The sequence below is a fragment of the Rubellimicrobium mesophilum DSM 19309 genome (genome assembly GCF_000600335.2).
GTDB classification, from domain to species: domain Bacteria; phylum Pseudomonadota; class Alphaproteobacteria; order Rhodobacterales; family Rhodobacteraceae; genus Rubellimicrobium; species Rubellimicrobium mesophilum.
On sequence record NZ_KK088584.1, the window covers coordinates 1 to 16,645 of the forward strand.

The window sequence follows — 16,645 nt, forward strand, 5'->3', positions numbered from 1 at the left end:
GGCTGCTCGGATATCGTGCTTTCATGCTGGCAGGAACGCACGAGCTCACACCACCCCAGATAAGCAACCATCACTCCGGCCCCCTTCGCCAAACGGGCTCTTAGCAGGCTGCTGAAGAACTCGGCCCTCGACGCTGTTTGTGGGACATGATTCATCCTCGCCGCTGCGTTTGCGGGGGTGAGGATGCGCGGGACGGACGAGGCGGCGGGGTCGCTGTTCAGCTATGTGGACTTGGAGGAGCGCATCCCCGCTCGCGGCTCCAGCCGCACGGAGGGCCCCAAGCATTGAAGTCGTGCCGCGGCCATCGGTCCCGCGGACCGACGAGCTTACTGGCCGGTCCCCCGAGCCACTACGCGTGTCGTTGCAAGAATAATTTGCAGGTCGGTCCAGAGGGACAGCTCGGCCGCGTACTGGTCGTCGTAGCGTGCGCGGTCGGCGAATGCGCTGCTGTGGCGCGCGCCCACCTGCCAGCTTCCCGTCAGCCCGGGCCGGAGTTGTAGGTAGCTCGTGCCCGGATAGAGCGGCAGTTGCTCGGGCAGCATGGGGCGAGGCCCCACTAGGCTCATGTCGCCCCGCAGCACGTTCCAGAGCTGGGGCAACTCGTCGAGCGAGCTCTTGCGAAGAATGCGGCCGATGGGCGTGATCCGGGGATCGTGCCTCAGCTTCTGATGGGTCTCCCACTCCGACCGGGCCTCGGGATTCTCGGCCAGATGCCTCTCCAAGATCCGCTCTGCATTCACCACCATGGTCCGCAGCTTCCAGCACTGAAAGGTGCGGCCGTGCTTGCCGAGGCGGTCTTGGACGAAGAAGGCCGGACCATCAAAGCAGCGGATCAGGAGCACCAAAAGGAGCAGGACGGGTAGGACAATCGGGGCGGCTAGCACCAGCAGGGTCAGATCAAGCACGCGCTTGCCAGAGGTGCGGTAGACCTGCCGGGGCGCCCCTGATCCGCGGCGGAGTCGATCCCAACGCCGCCGCCGCGGACCAGGGGCGCCCAACTGGTGATCCGCCATCTTCAGCATCATAGCCTCACGATGGGCCAGCGTTCAGGAGAGCCGCCGTGTAGCCCACGGCAAGCCGGAAGAACAGGCGCAGGTCCTCGGCCTCTTTGATCTGCTCCCTCGCCGCCTGGCGATCCCGCATGGTCCCGATCAAGGCATCGGCCTGCTTCGCGCCCGTGTCCGCCAAGGTGCGCAAGTGCGCCAGACGATCGGTGTCGCGGGTCCGGGCCGCCGCGTGTCGCACCAGCTCGGACTGGAAGGCCCCTCGTGCCCTGCGAAGGCGGTCCATGGTCGCCTGGACGTGCGCATCCATCTCAGACGCAGGCAGGTCCGAGTTGCACGCCTGCTGGAGGGCCGTCCCACTCTCGAAGCTCGTGACGGGCGGCTCTGGAAGGCGACGCCACCGGATGCCTCTCTTGTCGCGACAGCGTTCGTTGGCATGGCCAGTGGACTGCAGCCCCGGCCAGGCCGGCTTGCTATGGTAGGTCATGGTGAGCGCAGCCTGTTAGGTGGGGCTCAACGAGCGTGGGCAGTCAAGTGAGGCAGAGGTGAAACAGAGAACGGACAGTCTGAGCTCCGACACGAACTATGGACGCACCGTTTCCAGGCGACCACCTCTGTGGGTCTTCTCCCGCTCAGTGCAGGAACCGCTCCGGTCATCCAATATCAATCAGCCGATATACCTTTAGGCCTAGCCAGGCCACCATCTGCTCGGATCCGCCCCCTGACCAGCTGCAACACAGCAGACAGCCCAAGTCCCTGTCTCCGATCGAGAGGATCCACAAGGGTTCCCAGCCGCTGCTATCCGACGGCTCCGAAATAGCGCCGTTTGGACCAACACAGATGCCAGATGCACTTGACCGCCTGGGGTATACCCCAGTCGAGCAGCTTCGTCGGACACTTTGGTGCGTCCAAATGGGGTTGCTTTGGGGCCGATCGGACACTGGCGTGAGCGGGTCTAGACCCTAACCAGACAAGTGCACCTCTAGAGGAGCCCCACATTCGGCAATTTTCGAGGCGAGTTGGCCCGGTTAGAGTCACTCGTCCTCCCACATTCCCTGCCCATTCACGGGCTGTCCTTCCGGTTCGGGTGCAACCACCGGACACCCTCGCCTAGGACTGCCACCGTTACGACTCCGGCTGCGATGACCAGGACTGTGGACCAGTCCGGCTTCAACCCACCCAAGCTGATGAGCATCGTGGTGGCCGCGGCAGGTGGATGCTCGGCCTTCAATGCGAGCTGGAGGGCCACCGTCAGCCCGACCGCGAGCGCTGTTGCCGCAACCCGACCCCCGGTCAGAACGCCCGCGCTGAGCGTCGGCGGATCATTCTGGGCGTGCAGGAGGAACAGCGCCGCAAAGCCTGCGATAACACCGAGTGCATGGCCGGTCAGGGTGTTCCAGGGCCGAGCCGAGGGCTGGTCGGGGGTGACTGCCTGGAGAAAGATCGTGGGCCCCAGGCTCGGAAACAGCCAGGGCTTGCCGGCCCAGAGCCCGAGCAGGCCGATCACCACCATCACTGAGGCAGAGAGAAGCGATGCATAGATCGACCAGGTGACAGACTCGCGGCTCACGAGGGCACCACCAGGGTCTGTGGCGCGGCCTGTCGGCATCGGCCGAAGAGCCACTCGCGCTGACGCTCGTTGTGCTCGCGGATGCGGGTCACGGCGTCGCGAAGGTCGTCATCCCGCAGCGCGGTCGCCGCCTGCTCGAGAATAGCGGCCGAGACCAGGCTTTCGTTGGCGAGCAGGAACAGGTCATGGAGATCCCGCAGGAGGTCAAAGTTCTTGGAGGTCCGCTGCACCATGAGCGCTTTCTCCAGCCGCTCAGTCTCACCCTCCTGCCGCTCACCATACTTGGCGACGAAGGGCTGCAACGATTTCATGCCCTCGTGCGACCACGCGGCCATGAGGGCGCACTCGCTGGGCATGTCAGGTGTGTTGACGTGGGTCTCTGCCGTTTGCTCGAAGACACGCGCCAGAAGCTCCTCGCTTTCGAGAAGGAGACCGATGTAGTCCGCTAGGTGCGCGCGGGGTGGCGACACAGTGCTCGCCACAGCGCCCGCGGCGTTGGCGACCGCTTGGCTCACCGTCTCCACTGTTGCCGCCAGACGACCGGGAGCCGGGGCCTCGTCCGGATGAAGGTCAACTGGCTCGGGTTGCCGGGTGGTCGGTGCCTCCACCTTTTCCAGCTTCACGGCAGCGTGCTTGAAGTGAGGCTGCTTCGAGATCGGGTCCCAGTCGTACAGGGTCATCTCGTTCGCGGCTCGTGCACGGCCAGGATTATCCCAATAGCCGAAGTGGAAGGGGATGAAGATCATCCCGGGCTCGATGTCGCCGACCCGGGCCGGAGCCTCCAGGGCGCCCCGACGGGAGGTGAGCTTGAGCCACTCGCCGTCCCGAATGCCGAGCCGGGCGGCATCCTCCTCTGAGACTTGGATGAAGTCGTCTGGAGCGGCCGCGTTGAGGGTCGGCGCGCGAGCGGTCTTGGTGCGGGTGTGGAAGTGGAAGACCAGCCGTCCTGTGGTCAGCAGGAACGGATACTCCTCGTCCACCTGCTCCTGCTGGGGGATGTAGTCAGTCGAGCGCAGGAGCGCCCGCCCGTTCGGAGCTAGAGCGCGGAACTTCTCCTCGCCCTTAGGGGCGCCGGTGTCGAGGTCCTGGCCGAAGCTCTCGCAATAGTCCGGGTCGGTGGCGAAGTGGAGGTCCGTGTACATCCGCACCGACCCATCCGGATGCTCCTCGTTGCAGGGCCAGGGGATGCCCGAGCCCCCAGTGAGCTTGGCATAGCTCAGGCCGGTGTAGTCGCAGGGCCGCCCGCGCGTGCAGTCCTTCCAGGCCTCGAACGCCTCCTCGGGGTCGCTCCACTTGATGAGGGGTGCGCCGTCCTTGTCACGGAAGTCCATTCGGCGGGCGTAGTCGAGGAAGATGTCGAGGCCTGAGCGCGCCTCGCCGGGAGGGTCAATGGCCTTGTGGTGGAGGTGGACGACGCGGCTCACGTTGGTCGAGCAGCCGGTCTTCTCGCCCCAGATGGCAGCTGGCAGGACCACGTCGGCGAGCTGTGCTGTCTCGGTCATAAAGGCATCCTGCACGATGACGAAGAGATCGCGCTTCTGCAGGATCTTGCGGATGCGGCCCAGGTCGGGAAGCGAGACCGCTGGGTTCGTGGCCTGGATCCACAGCATCCGGATCGAGCCGGTCTGGCAGAGGTGGAACATCTCCAGCGCATGGGTCGGCGGCGCCCAGTGAGGAATGACGTCCACGTCCACATTCCACAGGTCAGCAAGCTCCTGCACGTGGTCCTTGTTGGCCCAGTTGCGAAAGCCGGGCAGGTCCCCGTCCGCTCCGGTCTCGCGGGTGTTCTGGGCTGTGGGTTGGCCGTTCATCTGGAGAATGCCGCAGCCCGGGCGGCCGATGCGGCCCAGGATCAGGTTGATGTTGTTTACCTGGCATGCCGAAGCGGTGGCTTGGTTGGACTGGTAGACGCCCTGCAGCACGGTGGAGACAAGGCCTTCGGAGGTCCCGATCATCTCGGCCGCGCGGCGCAAGTCGGCGGCAGGCACGCCAGTGATTTCCTCCACCCGCTGGGGCGAGTACGCCCGCACGGTGCGCTCGAGTTCAGCGTAGCCCAACGTGTGGGCCTCCACGAAGGAGCGATCCACGTAGCCGCCCTGGATCAGCAGATGCTGGAGCCCGTTAAGAACCGCCATGTTGGTGCCCGCACGGGGCGCAAGATGAACGTCGGCCTCTCTTGCCGTCGCGGTCAGGCGTGGGTCCACCACGATCAGCTTGGGTGGGTTTGGTCCTGCCCGGCGGTCGAGCACGCGCATCCAGAGCACGGTGTCGGTGGCCGCGATGTTGTGGCCGAAGTGAAGAATGCAGTCGGTGACGTCGATGTCCTCGTAGGAGCCCGGCTGGCCGTCTGCGCCGAACGTCTCCTTGAGCGCGGCCGCCGCTGTGGCGGTACAGAGCCGGGTGTTGCCGTCCATGTGCGGCGTGCCCAGCCCCGCCTTCTCGATGAGAGCCAGCGTGTAATACTCCTCAAGGAAGAGCTGGCCTGTGGTGTAGAAGCCGATCGCACCTGAAGTGTAGCGGTCGCACAGGTCCCTGGTCTGCGTCACGATGAGGTCCATGGCCTCGTCCCAAGAGGCCTGCTCCAGCCGTCCGTTGCGGCGGATCAGCGGGTGGGTCAGCCTGTCCCCGCTCATGTTGGCCTGCCAGCCATGCAGACCCTTGGGGCCCAGGCGCCCTTTGTTGACTACGTCCTCCTCGCGCCCGCGCACGCCGACAATGCGGTTGTCCTTGACCCCGATATCCAAGCCGCAGCCGTTCGAGCAGAGCACGCAGCCCGCCTGCACCCAGCGTTCAGGGGGCTCGTCGATCTGCTCATCAACCCGGACAGGCCACTCGGCTTCAGGGCCGTGTGGGGTGCGTGGCCCCCAGATGTCGGCGACGCTGTCGCGAGTGGCGGGCATGGCGGTGCCTTTCTTGATTTAGCATTCCCGTTCGCAAGCAAGGCCCTTGAAAGCGGTGCCATCTATCAGGCTCGGTGACTCGTCGGGCCTGACAGTTCGCGATGGCGACACACGTATTCTCCAGACCAGGGCCTTCACTGGGAGACCTAAGTCTCTACAGCGGTTGCATGTTCCCAGGCCAGCTAGCTTGGCGTTTCACTCCCTCTGGATCTCCGGTTGGTCGCCCTGGACATCGTTCGTACAAGCTTATGTTGCGTGCTGGAGGAGAGGGCGAATGGGATTGCAACCCATCCAACATCCATCGCACCGATCAATAAGCGCCGGCCGCTTCGCCTTGGAGTGGCTCTTCCTCGCAGGTCTGTATCTCCTGTTTGCTGGGGAGACGTCCGGCGAGGAGATCGTGGCGGCGCTCGCCGGCGGCTTGGTGGCGGCTGCGTTGCGCGTGCTCCTGGTGCGGTCGGGCCGACCCTACTCGGACGGCTTCCGTGGCGCGGCACGGCTCTTCCCTCGGATTGCCAAATCCTTGCTGGTCGACAGCGTCACCGTGGGCACTGCCTTTGTGCACCTGCTGTTCACGCGACGCATGCTGCTAGGACGGTTTGTCGAAATTCCCTTCGACACTGGGACCAGCGGTCCACCATCACGAACGCGCAGAGCCCTGGTCGTCGGAGGCATCTCGTTTGCGCCCAACCAGTACGTGGCAGGCCTGCGCTTCGAGACCGGCCGCCTCATCGTCCATCAGCTATGCGAGGCTCCAACGTCGAAGGATGAGCAATGGCCGGTATGACGGTCTGGCTTCTGGCCGCGATCGGACTTCTTCCTTCGCTCGCAGTGTCGGCCGTGATGGCTCTACGGGGCAGCACCGCGGACCGGTTGGTCGCCGTTCAGTTCTGCACGACGGTCGCTGCCTTTATGCTCGTGCTCCTGACGGTCGCGTTTGATCAGCCTTCCTTTTTGGACCTCGGACTGCTGCTCGTCCTCGTGACCTACCCAGGCACCCTGATCTACACGTGGTTCCTGGAGCGCTGGCTATGAGGGACCTCATCATTACGGTCCTCCTCGTTGCAGCGGTCGTGACCTCATGGCTCGGCACAGTCGGGTTCGTTCTCCTGAAAGACAAGTTCGATCGGTTGCATTCCATTGGCTTCGTTACCGTCGTTTCAGGGTTTCTCATCACAGTGGCCGCTGTCGCCCATGAGCCGCTCTCAGCCCTCGCCCTCAAGCAGGTCGCCTTCTACGTCGCGGCGCTGACGCTCGGGGGAGTGCTCACTCATGCCATCGCGCGGAGCTTCCGCGTCCGCGAGGAAAGCACGGACTAGCCAAGATGATCCTCGTCGTCGCACTGCTCCTCCTTGTAGCCGTCACCGGCCTGGGTGTGGTCCTCACCCGGGAACCGCGGCGGCAGGTCTTGGCGATCGCCGCCAATGGCCTTGTCATGGGGCTGCTCTTCCTTGCTCTGCAGGCGCCTGACGTGGCCTATTCGCAAATCGTCATCGGGAGCGCGATCCAGCCGTTGCTCTTCATGGTCACCCTCGCAAGCCTCAGGACGACGAGGTCGGACAAGTGAGCCGGACTGCACGTCTGGTCCTCTTCTTCGCTGCGCTCCTTGTTGCGGTGCCGTTGGGCATTCTCGGCCTGATCGGCCTCCCATCGTTCGGCCACCACGTCAGCACGTACGGCGATGTGGTTGACGCGATGGGAACAGACCTCCGCCACGTCACCAACATGGTCGCGCTGGTGACATTCGACGTTCGGGGCTTCGACACCCTGGGCGAGGAGTTCATCCTGTTCTCCGCTGTAACGGGGGTGACCATGCTGCTGCGGGGTGATCGCGGCGAAGGCACCAGTGCGGACCCCGTCCGCATTCCTCACCGACGGCGGGAGGGACGAAGCGAAGCCGTGACCGGAACAGCGCGGTGGCTCGGCCCGATGACGCTTCTGTTCGGGATCTACGTCACGCTCCACGGGCAGTTAACCCCAGGCGGCGGCTTCCAAGGCGGCTCAATCATCGCCGCCGCGACCCTCCTGATCTACCTGGGCGAGGGTTACCCAGCTTGGCGCAAGATCGTCAGGTCGGTTCTCCTTGACCTCTCCGAGGCGGCTGGCGTCGGCATTTATCTCGTGGCCGGACTTGTGCCGCTCCTGGCCGGGGCGACCTATCTCGAGAACATTCTGCCGTTGGGAGAGGTCGGCTCGCTGCTTTCCGGCGGGCTCATCCCGATCTTGAATGCCGGCGTCGCGCTCGCTGTCGCGGGCGGCTTCTGCTCGATCGCAATCGAGTTTCTCGAAGAGACCCGCGAACCAAACGAGGACGAGACTTGAGCGTCCTGCCCTACCTTATTGCGGGCTGGCTCTTTGTCATCGGCCTCTACGGCGTGGTCTCGAGCCGCAACTACATGCACTTGATCGGCTGCTTGACCGTCATCCAGTCCTCGACCTACGTGCTGCTCTTGGCGATCGGCTACCACGAGGGGCGGCCTGCTCCGATCTTCTCGGACCACCCCTCCGGCCCTGCAGTTGACCCGGTCGTGCAGGCGCTGGTCCTCACCGACGTCGTCGTGGGCGCTGCCGTCTCGGCGCTCCTGCTGACCCTCGTGCTTCAGCTCAAGAAACGGAGGGGCACCCTCGACCCCGATGAGCTCTCACCGGAGCGGGACTGACGTGAACTTGATTCCCGTTGCGGTGATCGTTCCGCTCCTTGCGGCCGCCCTCCTGCTAGCTCTGGAGAAGGTTCTTCCGAAGCGACTGGCCGACGGGTTCGCTCTGCTGGTGGCCATATTCGTTGCGGGCCTTTGCCTGGTGATCTCTCTTGAGACCCTGGACCAGCCCGAAGCCTACTGGTTTGGCGGCTGGCGCATTCAGAACGGGGTGGTGCTCGGCATTGCCTTTGTTGCAGATCCAGTGGGGGCCGGCGTGGCGGCATTCGCCGCGATCCTCTTCAGCGGCACCTTCCTGTTCGCTTGGGGCTTTTTCGGGGACACTGGGACTCGGTTTCATGTCCTGATGCTGGTCCTCTTGGCCGCCATGGTGGGCTTCTGCCTCACGGGGGACCTCTTCAGCTTCTTTGTCTTCTTCGAGTTGATGAGTGTCACCGCCTTTGCGCTCACGGCCTACAAGCTCGAGTCCGCCTCCTTGGAAGGAGCGCTCAGCTTCACGGTCGTGAACACCATCGGCAGCTTTCTCATGCTGGCTGGGATCGGCCTCCTCTACGGGCGCACGGATGCCCTCAACCTTGCTGCGATCGGGGGGGCGCTGGATGGCCATCAGGCCGATGCGCTGGTGGCCATGGCGCTGGTCCTCATCCTCGCGGCGCTTCTCATCAAGGCAGCAGCAGCCCCGTTCCACTTCTGGCTCGCCGATGCCCATGCGGTCGCGCCAACGCCGGTCAGTGTCATCTTCTCAGGCATCATGGTGTCGATCGCTCTCTTTGGCGCGGCACGGCTGATCTGGACCGCCTTCGCGCCGCTGGACCAGGTCGCGCCAGCCTTCCGCGACCTGCTGTTATATCTCGGGACGTTTAGTTCGCTTCTGGGCGGCTTGGCCTGTCTGATCCAGCGGCATGTCAAACGCCTGTTGGCCTTTTCCACCATCTCCCATGTGGGAATCATGCTGGTGGGACTGGCAGCCCTGACGGCCCCGGGCCTCGCCGGGATGCTGATCTATCTAGTTGGCCATGGCTTGGTGAAGGGCGCCCTTTTCATGGGCGCTGGTATCCTGATGGCCGAATGCCAAGACATCGACGAGATCCGGCTCAGGGGCCGTGCCAAACACCTTCCGCTGACGGGCCTCACCTTTGCGGCGGGTGCCTTGTTGCTCGCGGGCTTGCCCCTGGGAGCCATCCATGAGGGGCACCACCTGATCTCCGCCGCAGTCGAAGCCCAGCATCCCTGGATCCCGCTTGCCTTGGCTCTCGGCTCGGCTCTCACGGGCGGAGCTGTGCTGCGGGCCACGGGGAGGATCTTTCTTGGACTAGGGCCCGCCTCTAACGGCGAGGCAGAAGGGCCTGGAAAGCCTGAACACGAGACACCAGGCCGACCAGTTTGGCTGATGCTGATCCCGATCCTGAGCTTCTTCGCAGTTGCCTGTCTTGCCCAAGGGCCTGCAGTGACGGACACGGTGCTGGACCTAGCGCAGGGTTTTGCTGATCACGACGCTTATGGTCAACTGGTATTAGAGGGCGGATCTGGGGCCCGAGAGCCTTCATCCGAGGGTCATGCCGCGCCGGAGGCGCCGTCGAGCCCTATCCTGCCCTGGGTCTCGGTGCTTCTCGCGTTGCTGGTTGCGGGACTGCAACTCCTCCGCGAGAGGCTTCCAGCGCCACTCGTTTGGTTGTCCAGCCTCGTGCTCCGGCCAGTATTCCAAGGTCTCGACCGCCTCCACAACGGCAGGATCGGGGACTACGCAGCATGGCTGGCCATCGGACTTGCACTCCTCGGAGGTGCCTTTGTTCTGCCATGAGCCGCAAGCCTCCAGCGCCAAGTGCTGTCACGTGACTTGCCCGCCTCATAGGCATTGCTGATCGATATCCAGAAACACGAGACTCTTCCCGGCACTTGGCTGTGAGTCTGAGTCTCTCGACCCACCCAGTAGCGACACTGCTGTCATCAACAGAGATTTCGGTCGAGCGCCGACATGCGCCTGGAACAACGGCCGTCCCGCCTTGTTCATGACTCCCGCTGAGAGGGGAGGGACTGAATGGACGGATCAGGGATGGAGCGGGAGGGGCTGCGGCGAAGGCCGGTCGGGGTGGAGCCGACGACTGCAGGCGGGCACGTTCGTGTCTGGGCCCCGGGCCACGCTGGGGTGGCTCTGGTCACGCCGAAGGGTGCCGAGGTCCATCTGGCCCCCGCGGAGGAAGGCTACTTCGCCGGCTGGGTGGACGGGCTCACGGACGGCGCGCTCTATGGGTTTCGGCTGGACGGTGAGGACGTGGTCCGTCCCGACCCGGCCTCGCGCTGCCAGCCCGACGGGCCGGACGGCTGGTCGCGGGTGGTCGATCCCGGCCTCTTTCCGTGGACTGACGACGCTTGGACCGGCGTGACGCTCCCCGGGCAAGTGCTCTATGAGCTCCACATTGGCACCTTCACCCAGGCCGGCACCTGGGAGGCGGCCGAGGCCGAGCTACCGCGCCTACGAGATCTCGGTGTGACGGTCATCGAGATGATGCCGATTGCGGAGTTCTCGGGCCGTTTTGGTTGGGGCTACGATGCGGCAGCTCTCTTTGCACCGTCGCATCGCTACGGCTCTCCCGACGACCTGCGCCGATTCGTGGACCGGGCGCATACCCTAGGTCTGGGCGTGATCCTGGACGTCGTTTACAATCACCTGGGCCCCGAGGGCTGCCACATCACCAACTATGCCCCGAACTTCCTCTCGGAGGTACATGGGACCGACTGGGGCCAGGGGCTCAACTTCGACGGGCCAGGTTCGAAGGGGGTGCGGGACTTCGTTCTCGCCAACGTGGCCCACTGGATCGAGGAGTACCATTTCGACGGCCTGCGGCTCGACTCCACGCAGGACATCCATGATGCCTCTCAGGAGCACATCCTGTCGGCGATCGCGCGCACCGCGCGAAAGGCCGCCGGCCATCGCTCGGTTATTCTGATCGCCGAGAACGAACCGCAGGAGGCGCGGCTCCTGCACCGTCCGGAGCAGGGTGGCTTTGGCCTCGATGCAGTCTGGGCTGACGACTTCCATCACTCTGCCATCGTCGCCCTGACCGGCCACCGCCGCGCCTACTTTCGCGACTACACCGGGGGGCCCCAGGAGCTGCTGTCCGCGATCCGGCGCGGCTGGCTTTTCCAGGGCCAGCGCTACGACTGGCACGACAAGCAGCGAGGAACATCCGCGCTCGACCTGCGGCCCGAGCGGTTCGTGACGTTCCTTGAGAACCACGACCAGATCGCCAACACCGGGCTCGGGCAGCGTCTCCACCAGCGGACCAGCCCGGGGCAGTTGCGTGCCTTGACCGCGCTTCTGCTCCTCGGGCCCGCCACCCCATGCTCTTCCAAGGCCAGGAGTACGCAAGCCCAGCCCCGTTCAGGTTTTTTGCAGATGTCAGTCCGGACCTCCGAGAGGCAACCCGTGCGGGCCGTCGCGAGCAGATGGGCCAGTTCTCCAACCTGGCGACCCGGGAGATGGCCGAGCGTTTGCCAGACCCAACGCAGGAGGCGACGCTCCAAGCCTGCCAGCTCGCGGCCCCGAGCACACCAAAGGAGAAGCATGCCCTTGCCCTCCACCGTGACCTTCTGCGGTTGCGCCGCGAGGACCCGGTGATCCGCCTCCAGGGCCAGGATGGTTTTGAGGGCGTGGTGATCGGGCCGGAGGCGTTCCTCTTTCGCATCTTCGGGGCCGCAGGGGACGAGCGGCTGGTCCTTGTGAACCTTGGGGTCGACCTTGATCTGCCATCACTGCCTGAGCCGCTGCTTGCACCACTTGATGGGCATTCGTGGGCGCTCCTGTGGTCCAGCGAGCATCCTGACTACGGTGGGGAGGGAACGCCTCCGGTCGAGACAGGTGGGCGATGGTTTCTCCCCGGCCGCGCAACCGTGGTGATGGCTAGCAGAGTGGAGAGCGGGCCCTGAGAGGCCCGCACCACTCGATGACTGCTTCGAGCGGAGCTAGAACGAGTGGTTGAGACAATCGAACCCGGTTCAAGTCTGTCCATCAAACATTCGTATATTGGACATGGTTAGCACGACCAGTTTGAACCTCGCCTTTGTAGCGCTTTCTCGTCCGAAAACTGTGTCAGGAAATCAGTTGTCCGAGATACCCTGTCCGGCTACTATCCTGACATGCTGATCGGCTATGCCCGCGTTTCGACCGACGACCAGAACCTGGACCTGCAGCGGGACGCGCTGCAGCGTGCCGGATGCGAGAGGATCTTCGAAGAGAAGGAGTCGGGGAGGGCAGGGACCAAGCGTCCCGCTCTCGAGGCCGCGCTCGCCTACCTGCGGCCTGAAGATCAGCTCGTGGTTTGGAAGGTGGATCGGCTGGGGCGCAGTCTGCGGGAGATGCTCGACACCGCGCACAGACTGCAAGGACAGGGAGTGAAGCTGCGCTCGTTGACCGAGGCCGTGGACACCGAGACACCCACGGGACGGCTCATGTTCAACTTCCTGGGCACCATCGCCGAGTACTTCCTGGATCTGAACCGGGAGCGGACGCTGGAAGGGCTCAGGGCCGCGGCCGCCCGGGGCCGCAAGGGCGGGCGCCGGCGCAAGCTCTCGGAAGAGGACCTCGCGATGGCGCGGGCACTGTTGAAAGACCCCTCTATCCCGGTGGCGCAGGTAGCCAAGCGCCTCGGCGTGAGCCGAGCCACGTTCTACGCCTACTTTCCGGGGGCAAGGACGCGTAGCCTGGGAGGGGCTGGATCATGAGCGAGCCCAAGCAGCTGGATCTCCTGGACTGGCTGGCCGCGCTGCCGCCCGGCCCTCCTCCGACCGCACCCGAGTTCGCGTGTGCCACTATCGGCAAAGGCTCCAGCCCAGCTCCGGTCCACCTCAGGCACGTTGACCCGTCCTGCAACATGCGCCGGTTCTACAGCATGGCGCTCGCCACCAGCCTCTTTGGCGAGTGCGGAGGCGTCCGGCAGTGGGGCCGGATCGGGACCTCGGGTCAGACCCGGACGGACTGGTACACGGCACTTCCAGAGGCGGAGATCGCTCTCCAGGCCCTGCTCCGGGCCAAGCGGAGGCGGGGCTACACGTCGTGAGGTGACGACCGATGGCAACCGGCATGAACGAGGGATCCATGACCCACCCCAGCCGGGCCGCCATCTGGCCTCAGGCTTCAGGCGAGATGGCAGATCTCATCCGTGCCCATGACTGGTCCGCCACCCCGCTCGGGCCCATCGAGGGCTGGCCGCAACCGCTAAAGACGATGGTGGGCACGATCCTGAGCGTGCCCCAGGCCATGTGGGTCGGCTGGGGGCCGGAGTTCATCCAGATTTACAACGATTCCTACCGGCAGCTCTTGGATGCCGAGCGGCATCGTTCGGCTTTGGGACGACCAGCCTCGGAGACCTGGGCCGATACGTGGTCCCTGGCGGGTCCGCAGCTCGAGAGCGTGCTAGGCGGCGGTCCGGCGATCTTCCACGCGGACCAGCCGATTGCCTACCGGCGCGACGGCGAGATCCGCGAGCACTACTACACCTCCAGCTTCTCACCCATTCCGGATGAGGCGGCGCTCCAAGGCGTCGGTGGCGTGCTCTGCGTGGCCGCCGAGACCACCCCGGCCACCCTGCTGCGCGAAAGCGAGGAGCGCTTCCGCGCTATTGTCGAGACCGCGACGGACTACGCCATCTTCACTACCGACCCGGAAGGCCGGATCGAGACCTGGCCGCCCGGAGCCCAGAAGGTGTTCGGGTGGACGGCCAACGAAGCTGTGGGCCAGCCCGCGGATATCACCTTCACGCCCGAGGACCGCCAAGCCGGCCAGCCCGCCAAGGAGCGGGAAGAAGCGCTGGCAACTGGGCAGGCCCCCCAACGATCGCTGGCACGTCCGCAAGGACGGCTCGCGCGTCTTCATCGAAGGGGTGGTCCGGCCGATTGCTGGGTCCGACAGTGGACCGACCGGTTTCCTCATGGTGGGTCAGGATGTGACCCAATGGCGGGCCGCGGAGGAGCGGCTGCAGCTTGCCACTGAGGCTGCCCGGATCGGCATCTTCGACGTCGATCTCGTCACAGGTGCGATGGCGTGGGATCCGCGGCAGAGGGACCTCTGGGGCATTGGGCCGGACGAGGTCATCACCGACGAGCTGTTCTTGTCCGGCATTCACCCCGACGACCAGGACCGGGTGGAGGCGGCCCTGGCGCGTGCCAACGATCCATCGGGCGACCATCTCTACGCGGCCGAGTATCGGGTGCGCCACTGCGAGAGCGGCAGCGAGTGCTGGGTGGCAGCTACGGGCCGCGTCCACTTCGACGGCCCGTGGCCCGTGCGGCTGATCGGGACAGTGCAGGACATCTCCGAGCGCAAGCGCACCGAGGCGGCTCTGCGCCGGAGCGAGGCGCGCCTGCGCGAGCTGAACGAGACGCTGGAGCAGCGAGTCGCCGAGCGCACGGCCGAGCGCGACCGGGTCTGGCGGCTCTCGCGCGACCTCTTCGTCATCCTTGGCGCTGACGGCATCGTCCGCGCCATCAACCCGGCCGTGAGCACGATCCTCGGCTATGAGCCTCGTGAGGTGGTGGGTCACTCCTTCCGGCGGTTCGTGCGCTCGGAAGATGCCGAGCCCACCCAGCAGGCCATCAACGAGGCCGCCGCAGGCCATGACGTCACCAGCTTCGAGGCGCGCTTCCACCATCGGGACGGGACACTCCGGTGGCTCTCCTGGCACACCTCGGTCGAGGGTGAACTGGTCTATGCCTACGGCCGCGACATCACCGGAGACAAGGAGCGGCAGGCGCAGCTCAAGACGGCCAAGGCCGCACGTCACGAGGCGGACGCGCTTTACCGCGCCTACTTCCAGAACTCGGCCGAGGGACTCTTCGTGATCGGCGTGCGGCCCGAGGGCGGCTTCACGGTCGACGAGGTGAACCCGGCGCACCAGAAAGCCCTCGCCGGCCTCGGCCTTGAGCCTGTGCGTGGACAGCCGCTTGAGGAGCAGCTCCCGCCCGAGGCGGCTAAGGTGGTGTCCGCCAACTACCGCCGGGTGCTCGAGACGGGCGAGATCCAGCGCTACCGCGAGAGCGCCGACATCGCCGGGCAGTTGATGCACTTCGAGACCGTGCTCGTCCCGGTGCGCGACGAGGCGGGGCGCATTGTCCGGATCGTCGGCTCGGGCCGGGATATGACGGCTCAGGTCCAAGCCGAGGAGGCGCTACGTCAGAGCCAAAAGATGGACGCCATGGGCCAGCTCACGGGAGGCGTCGCTCACGACTTCAACAACCTCCTGACCCCGATCCTGGGGGGTCTCGATCGCCTGCAGCGCAAGGGCGTGGGCGACGAGCGCGACCGGCGGATGATCGACGGGGCGCTGCAGTCGGCTGAGCGGGCCCGGACCCTGGTCCAGCGGCTTCTCGCCTTTGCGCGCCGCCAGCCGCTTCAGCCGACGGCCATCGATGTGGCCGAGCTGATCCAGGGGATGGCCGGCCTGGTGGCCAGCACCACGGGTCCGCAGATCCGCGTGGCGGTGGCCGTGGAACCCGACCTCCCCGCGGCCATGGCTGACGCCAACCAGCTCGAGATGGCGATCCTGAACCTGGCTGTGAACGGGCGCGATGCGATGCCCGAAGGCGGCACACTGCGCATCTCGGCCACCAGCGAGGTGGTGGGACTGGAGCAGACCTCGGTCGCCGCGGCTCCGGGCCGCTACGTGCGCCTGTCGGTCGCTGACACCGGCATCGGCATGGACGAGGCGACGCTCGCCCGAGCAGTGGAGCCCTTCTTCTCGACCAAGGGCATCGGCCGGGGCACCGGGCTTGGACTCAGCATGGTGCATGGACTGGCGTTGCAACTCGGCGGCGCCCTCACGATCCAGAGCAAGCCCGGGCTGGGCACCAACGTCGAGCTGTGGCTGCCAGCGGCGGAGGCGGAGGTCACGGCCGGCGCAACGGTAGCCTCGATCCCGGACGAGCAGGAGAACACCCCTGCCACCAAGGGCACCGTCCTTCTCGTCGACGATGAGGCGCTCGTGCGCGCCACCGTGGCTGACATGCTGAGCGACCTGGGCTATGGCGTGGTCGAAGCGGGATCCGCCGAGGCGGCCTTGCGCCTCCTCGACGAAGGGTTTGTCCCGGACCTGCTGGTCACGGACCATCTGATGCCGGGGCTCACGGGCACTGAGCTGGCCCATACCCTCCGGCAGCGACGTCCTCACCTCCCGGTGCTCATCGTCAGTGGCTACTCCGAGGTGGAAGGCATCGCCCCGGACCTGCCCCGGCTCACCAAGCCGTTCCGGCCGGCCGACCTTGTGGCAGGTTTGGCCGGTTTAACGCGGCCAGCGTCGCCGAACCCTCCATCAGATCCGACTGGATCGGGACGGGGTTCTTCCTGAGTCAAGGAGCGACTTTGGAGCCTGTAGGGGCCTGAGCGGCCGTAGCGTTGACGAGGACCGCGGGCCAGCCTCCTTACACAATCTGTAGGCTTCTGGACGAGGCCCTGTGCTTGGACATCTCTGGAGGCCATCACACCCGTAGGAGGCCAGCGGCCCCAGAATACGCACCTGATAC

Annotated in this window: 17 protein-coding genes; 13 read left to right on the forward strand and 4 right to left on the reverse strand. The window is 65.5% G+C overall.

The genetic code is table 11. The annotated features are described in order from the left end of the window. Positions 1–326: 326 nt before the first annotated feature. The 4 genes from RUMESO_RS14870 to RUMESO_RS14885 all read right to left on the reverse strand — a co-directional run bounded on the left by RUMESO_RS14870 (position 327) and on the right by RUMESO_RS14885 (position 5,474). On the reverse strand, positions 327–905 hold the full coding sequence (locus RUMESO_RS14870) for a sugar transferase (protein WP_245639290.1): 579 nt from the start codon (positions 903–905) through the stop codon (positions 327–329). Positions 906–1,029: 124 nt separating this feature from the next. Continuing rightward, positions 1,030–1,491 carry a hypothetical protein gene (locus RUMESO_RS26425; RefSeq protein ID WP_037281348.1) on the reverse strand — a complete coding sequence of 154 codons (462 nt, stop codon included), beginning with the start codon at positions 1,489–1,491 and terminating at the stop codon, positions 1,030–1,032. 576 nt (positions 1,492–2,067) lie between these two features. Then, positions 2,068–2,574 carry an HPP family protein gene (locus RUMESO_RS14880; RefSeq protein WP_169791179.1) on the reverse strand — a complete coding sequence of 169 codons (507 nt, stop codon included), beginning with the start codon at positions 2,572–2,574 and terminating at the stop codon, positions 2,068–2,070. Next, positions 2,571–5,474: a molybdopterin oxidoreductase family protein gene (locus tag RUMESO_RS14885; protein ID WP_037281349.1), complete on the reverse strand. Its 2,904-nt coding sequence runs from the start codon at positions 5,472–5,474 to the stop codon at positions 2,571–2,573. Before RUMESO_RS14885 ends, RUMESO_RS14880 begins: the two co-directional genes overlap by 4 nt. Positions 5,475–5,748: 274 nt before the next feature. On the opposite strand from RUMESO_RS14885, the gene RUMESO_RS14890 reads away from it, so the two are divergent. The 13 genes from RUMESO_RS14890 (at position 5,749) to RUMESO_RS14945 (ending at position 16,470) form a co-directional block, all read left to right on the forward strand. Continuing rightward, entirely contained in the window at positions 5,749–6,261 is a 513-nt protein-coding gene (locus RUMESO_RS14890) for a hypothetical protein (RefSeq protein ID WP_037281350.1), read from the forward strand. Next, entirely contained in the window at positions 6,249–6,509 is a 261-nt protein-coding gene (locus RUMESO_RS14895) for a monovalent cation/H+ antiporter complex subunit F (protein ID WP_037281351.1), read from the forward strand. The genes RUMESO_RS14890 and RUMESO_RS14895 overlap by 13 nt, the downstream gene beginning before the upstream one ends. Next, the gene (locus tag RUMESO_RS14900) at positions 6,506–6,793 is read left to right on the forward strand and encodes a monovalent cation/H(+) antiporter subunit G (protein ID WP_037281352.1); all 288 of its coding nucleotides are present in this window, start codon (positions 6,506–6,508) and stop codon (positions 6,791–6,793) included. The genes RUMESO_RS14895 and RUMESO_RS14900 overlap by 4 nt, the downstream gene beginning before the upstream one ends. Before the next feature lie 5 nt (positions 6,794–6,798). Next, the gene (locus tag RUMESO_RS14905; RefSeq protein WP_037281353.1) at positions 6,799–7,041 is read left to right on the forward strand and encodes a DUF4040 domain-containing protein; all 243 of its coding nucleotides are present in this window, start codon (positions 6,799–6,801) and stop codon (positions 7,039–7,041) included. Beyond that, on the forward strand, positions 7,038–7,796 hold the full coding sequence (locus RUMESO_RS14910; protein WP_037281354.1) for an MnhB domain-containing protein: 759 nt from the start codon (positions 7,038–7,040) through the stop codon (positions 7,794–7,796). Before RUMESO_RS14905 ends, RUMESO_RS14910 begins: the two co-directional genes overlap by 4 nt. Next, complete coding sequence (locus tag RUMESO_RS14915) at positions 7,793–8,134, forward strand: sodium:proton antiporter (RefSeq protein WP_037281355.1); 342 nt, start codon at positions 7,793–7,795, stop codon at positions 8,132–8,134. Before RUMESO_RS14910 ends, RUMESO_RS14915 begins: the two co-directional genes overlap by 4 nt. Before the next feature lies 1 nt (position 8,135). Continuing rightward, positions 8,136–9,932, forward strand: a complete 1,797-nt coding sequence (locus RUMESO_RS14920; RefSeq protein ID WP_211262892.1) for a complex I subunit 5 family protein — start codon at positions 8,136–8,138, stop codon at positions 9,930–9,932. A gap of 237 nt (positions 9,933–10,169) precedes the next feature. Then, positions 10,170–11,750 (forward strand): alpha-amylase family glycosyl hydrolase, encoded by a 1,581-nt coding sequence (locus RUMESO_RS14925; RefSeq protein WP_211262893.1) that lies wholly within the window; start codon positions 10,170–10,172, stop codon positions 11,748–11,750. Positions 11,751–11,785: 35 nt separating this feature from the next. Next, positions 11,786–12,058, forward strand: a complete 273-nt coding sequence (locus RUMESO_RS28570; protein WP_483826440.1) for a DUF3459 domain-containing protein — start codon at positions 11,786–11,788, stop codon at positions 12,056–12,058. Positions 12,059–12,268: 210 nt separating this feature from the next. After that, the gene (locus tag RUMESO_RS14930; protein ID WP_037281357.1) at positions 12,269–12,853 is read left to right on the forward strand and encodes a recombinase family protein; all 585 of its coding nucleotides are present in this window, start codon (positions 12,269–12,271) and stop codon (positions 12,851–12,853) included. Next, on the forward strand, positions 12,850–13,188 hold the full coding sequence (locus RUMESO_RS27880; RefSeq protein ID WP_082484096.1) for a WGR domain-containing protein: 339 nt from the start codon (positions 12,850–12,852) through the stop codon (positions 13,186–13,188). Before RUMESO_RS14930 ends, RUMESO_RS27880 begins: the two co-directional genes overlap by 4 nt. 38 nt (positions 13,189–13,226) lie before the next feature. Continuing rightward, on the forward strand, positions 13,227–14,120 hold the full coding sequence (locus RUMESO_RS14940; protein WP_037281358.1) for a PAS domain-containing protein: 894 nt from the start codon (positions 13,227–13,229) through the stop codon (positions 14,118–14,120). Next, positions 14,074–16,470 carry a hybrid sensor histidine kinase/response regulator gene (locus tag RUMESO_RS14945; RefSeq protein ID WP_051521363.1) on the forward strand — a complete coding sequence of 799 codons (2,397 nt, stop codon included), beginning with the start codon at positions 14,074–14,076 and terminating at the stop codon, positions 16,468–16,470. Before RUMESO_RS14940 ends, RUMESO_RS14945 begins: the two co-directional genes overlap by 47 nt. Positions 16,471–16,645 lie beyond the last annotated feature (175 nt).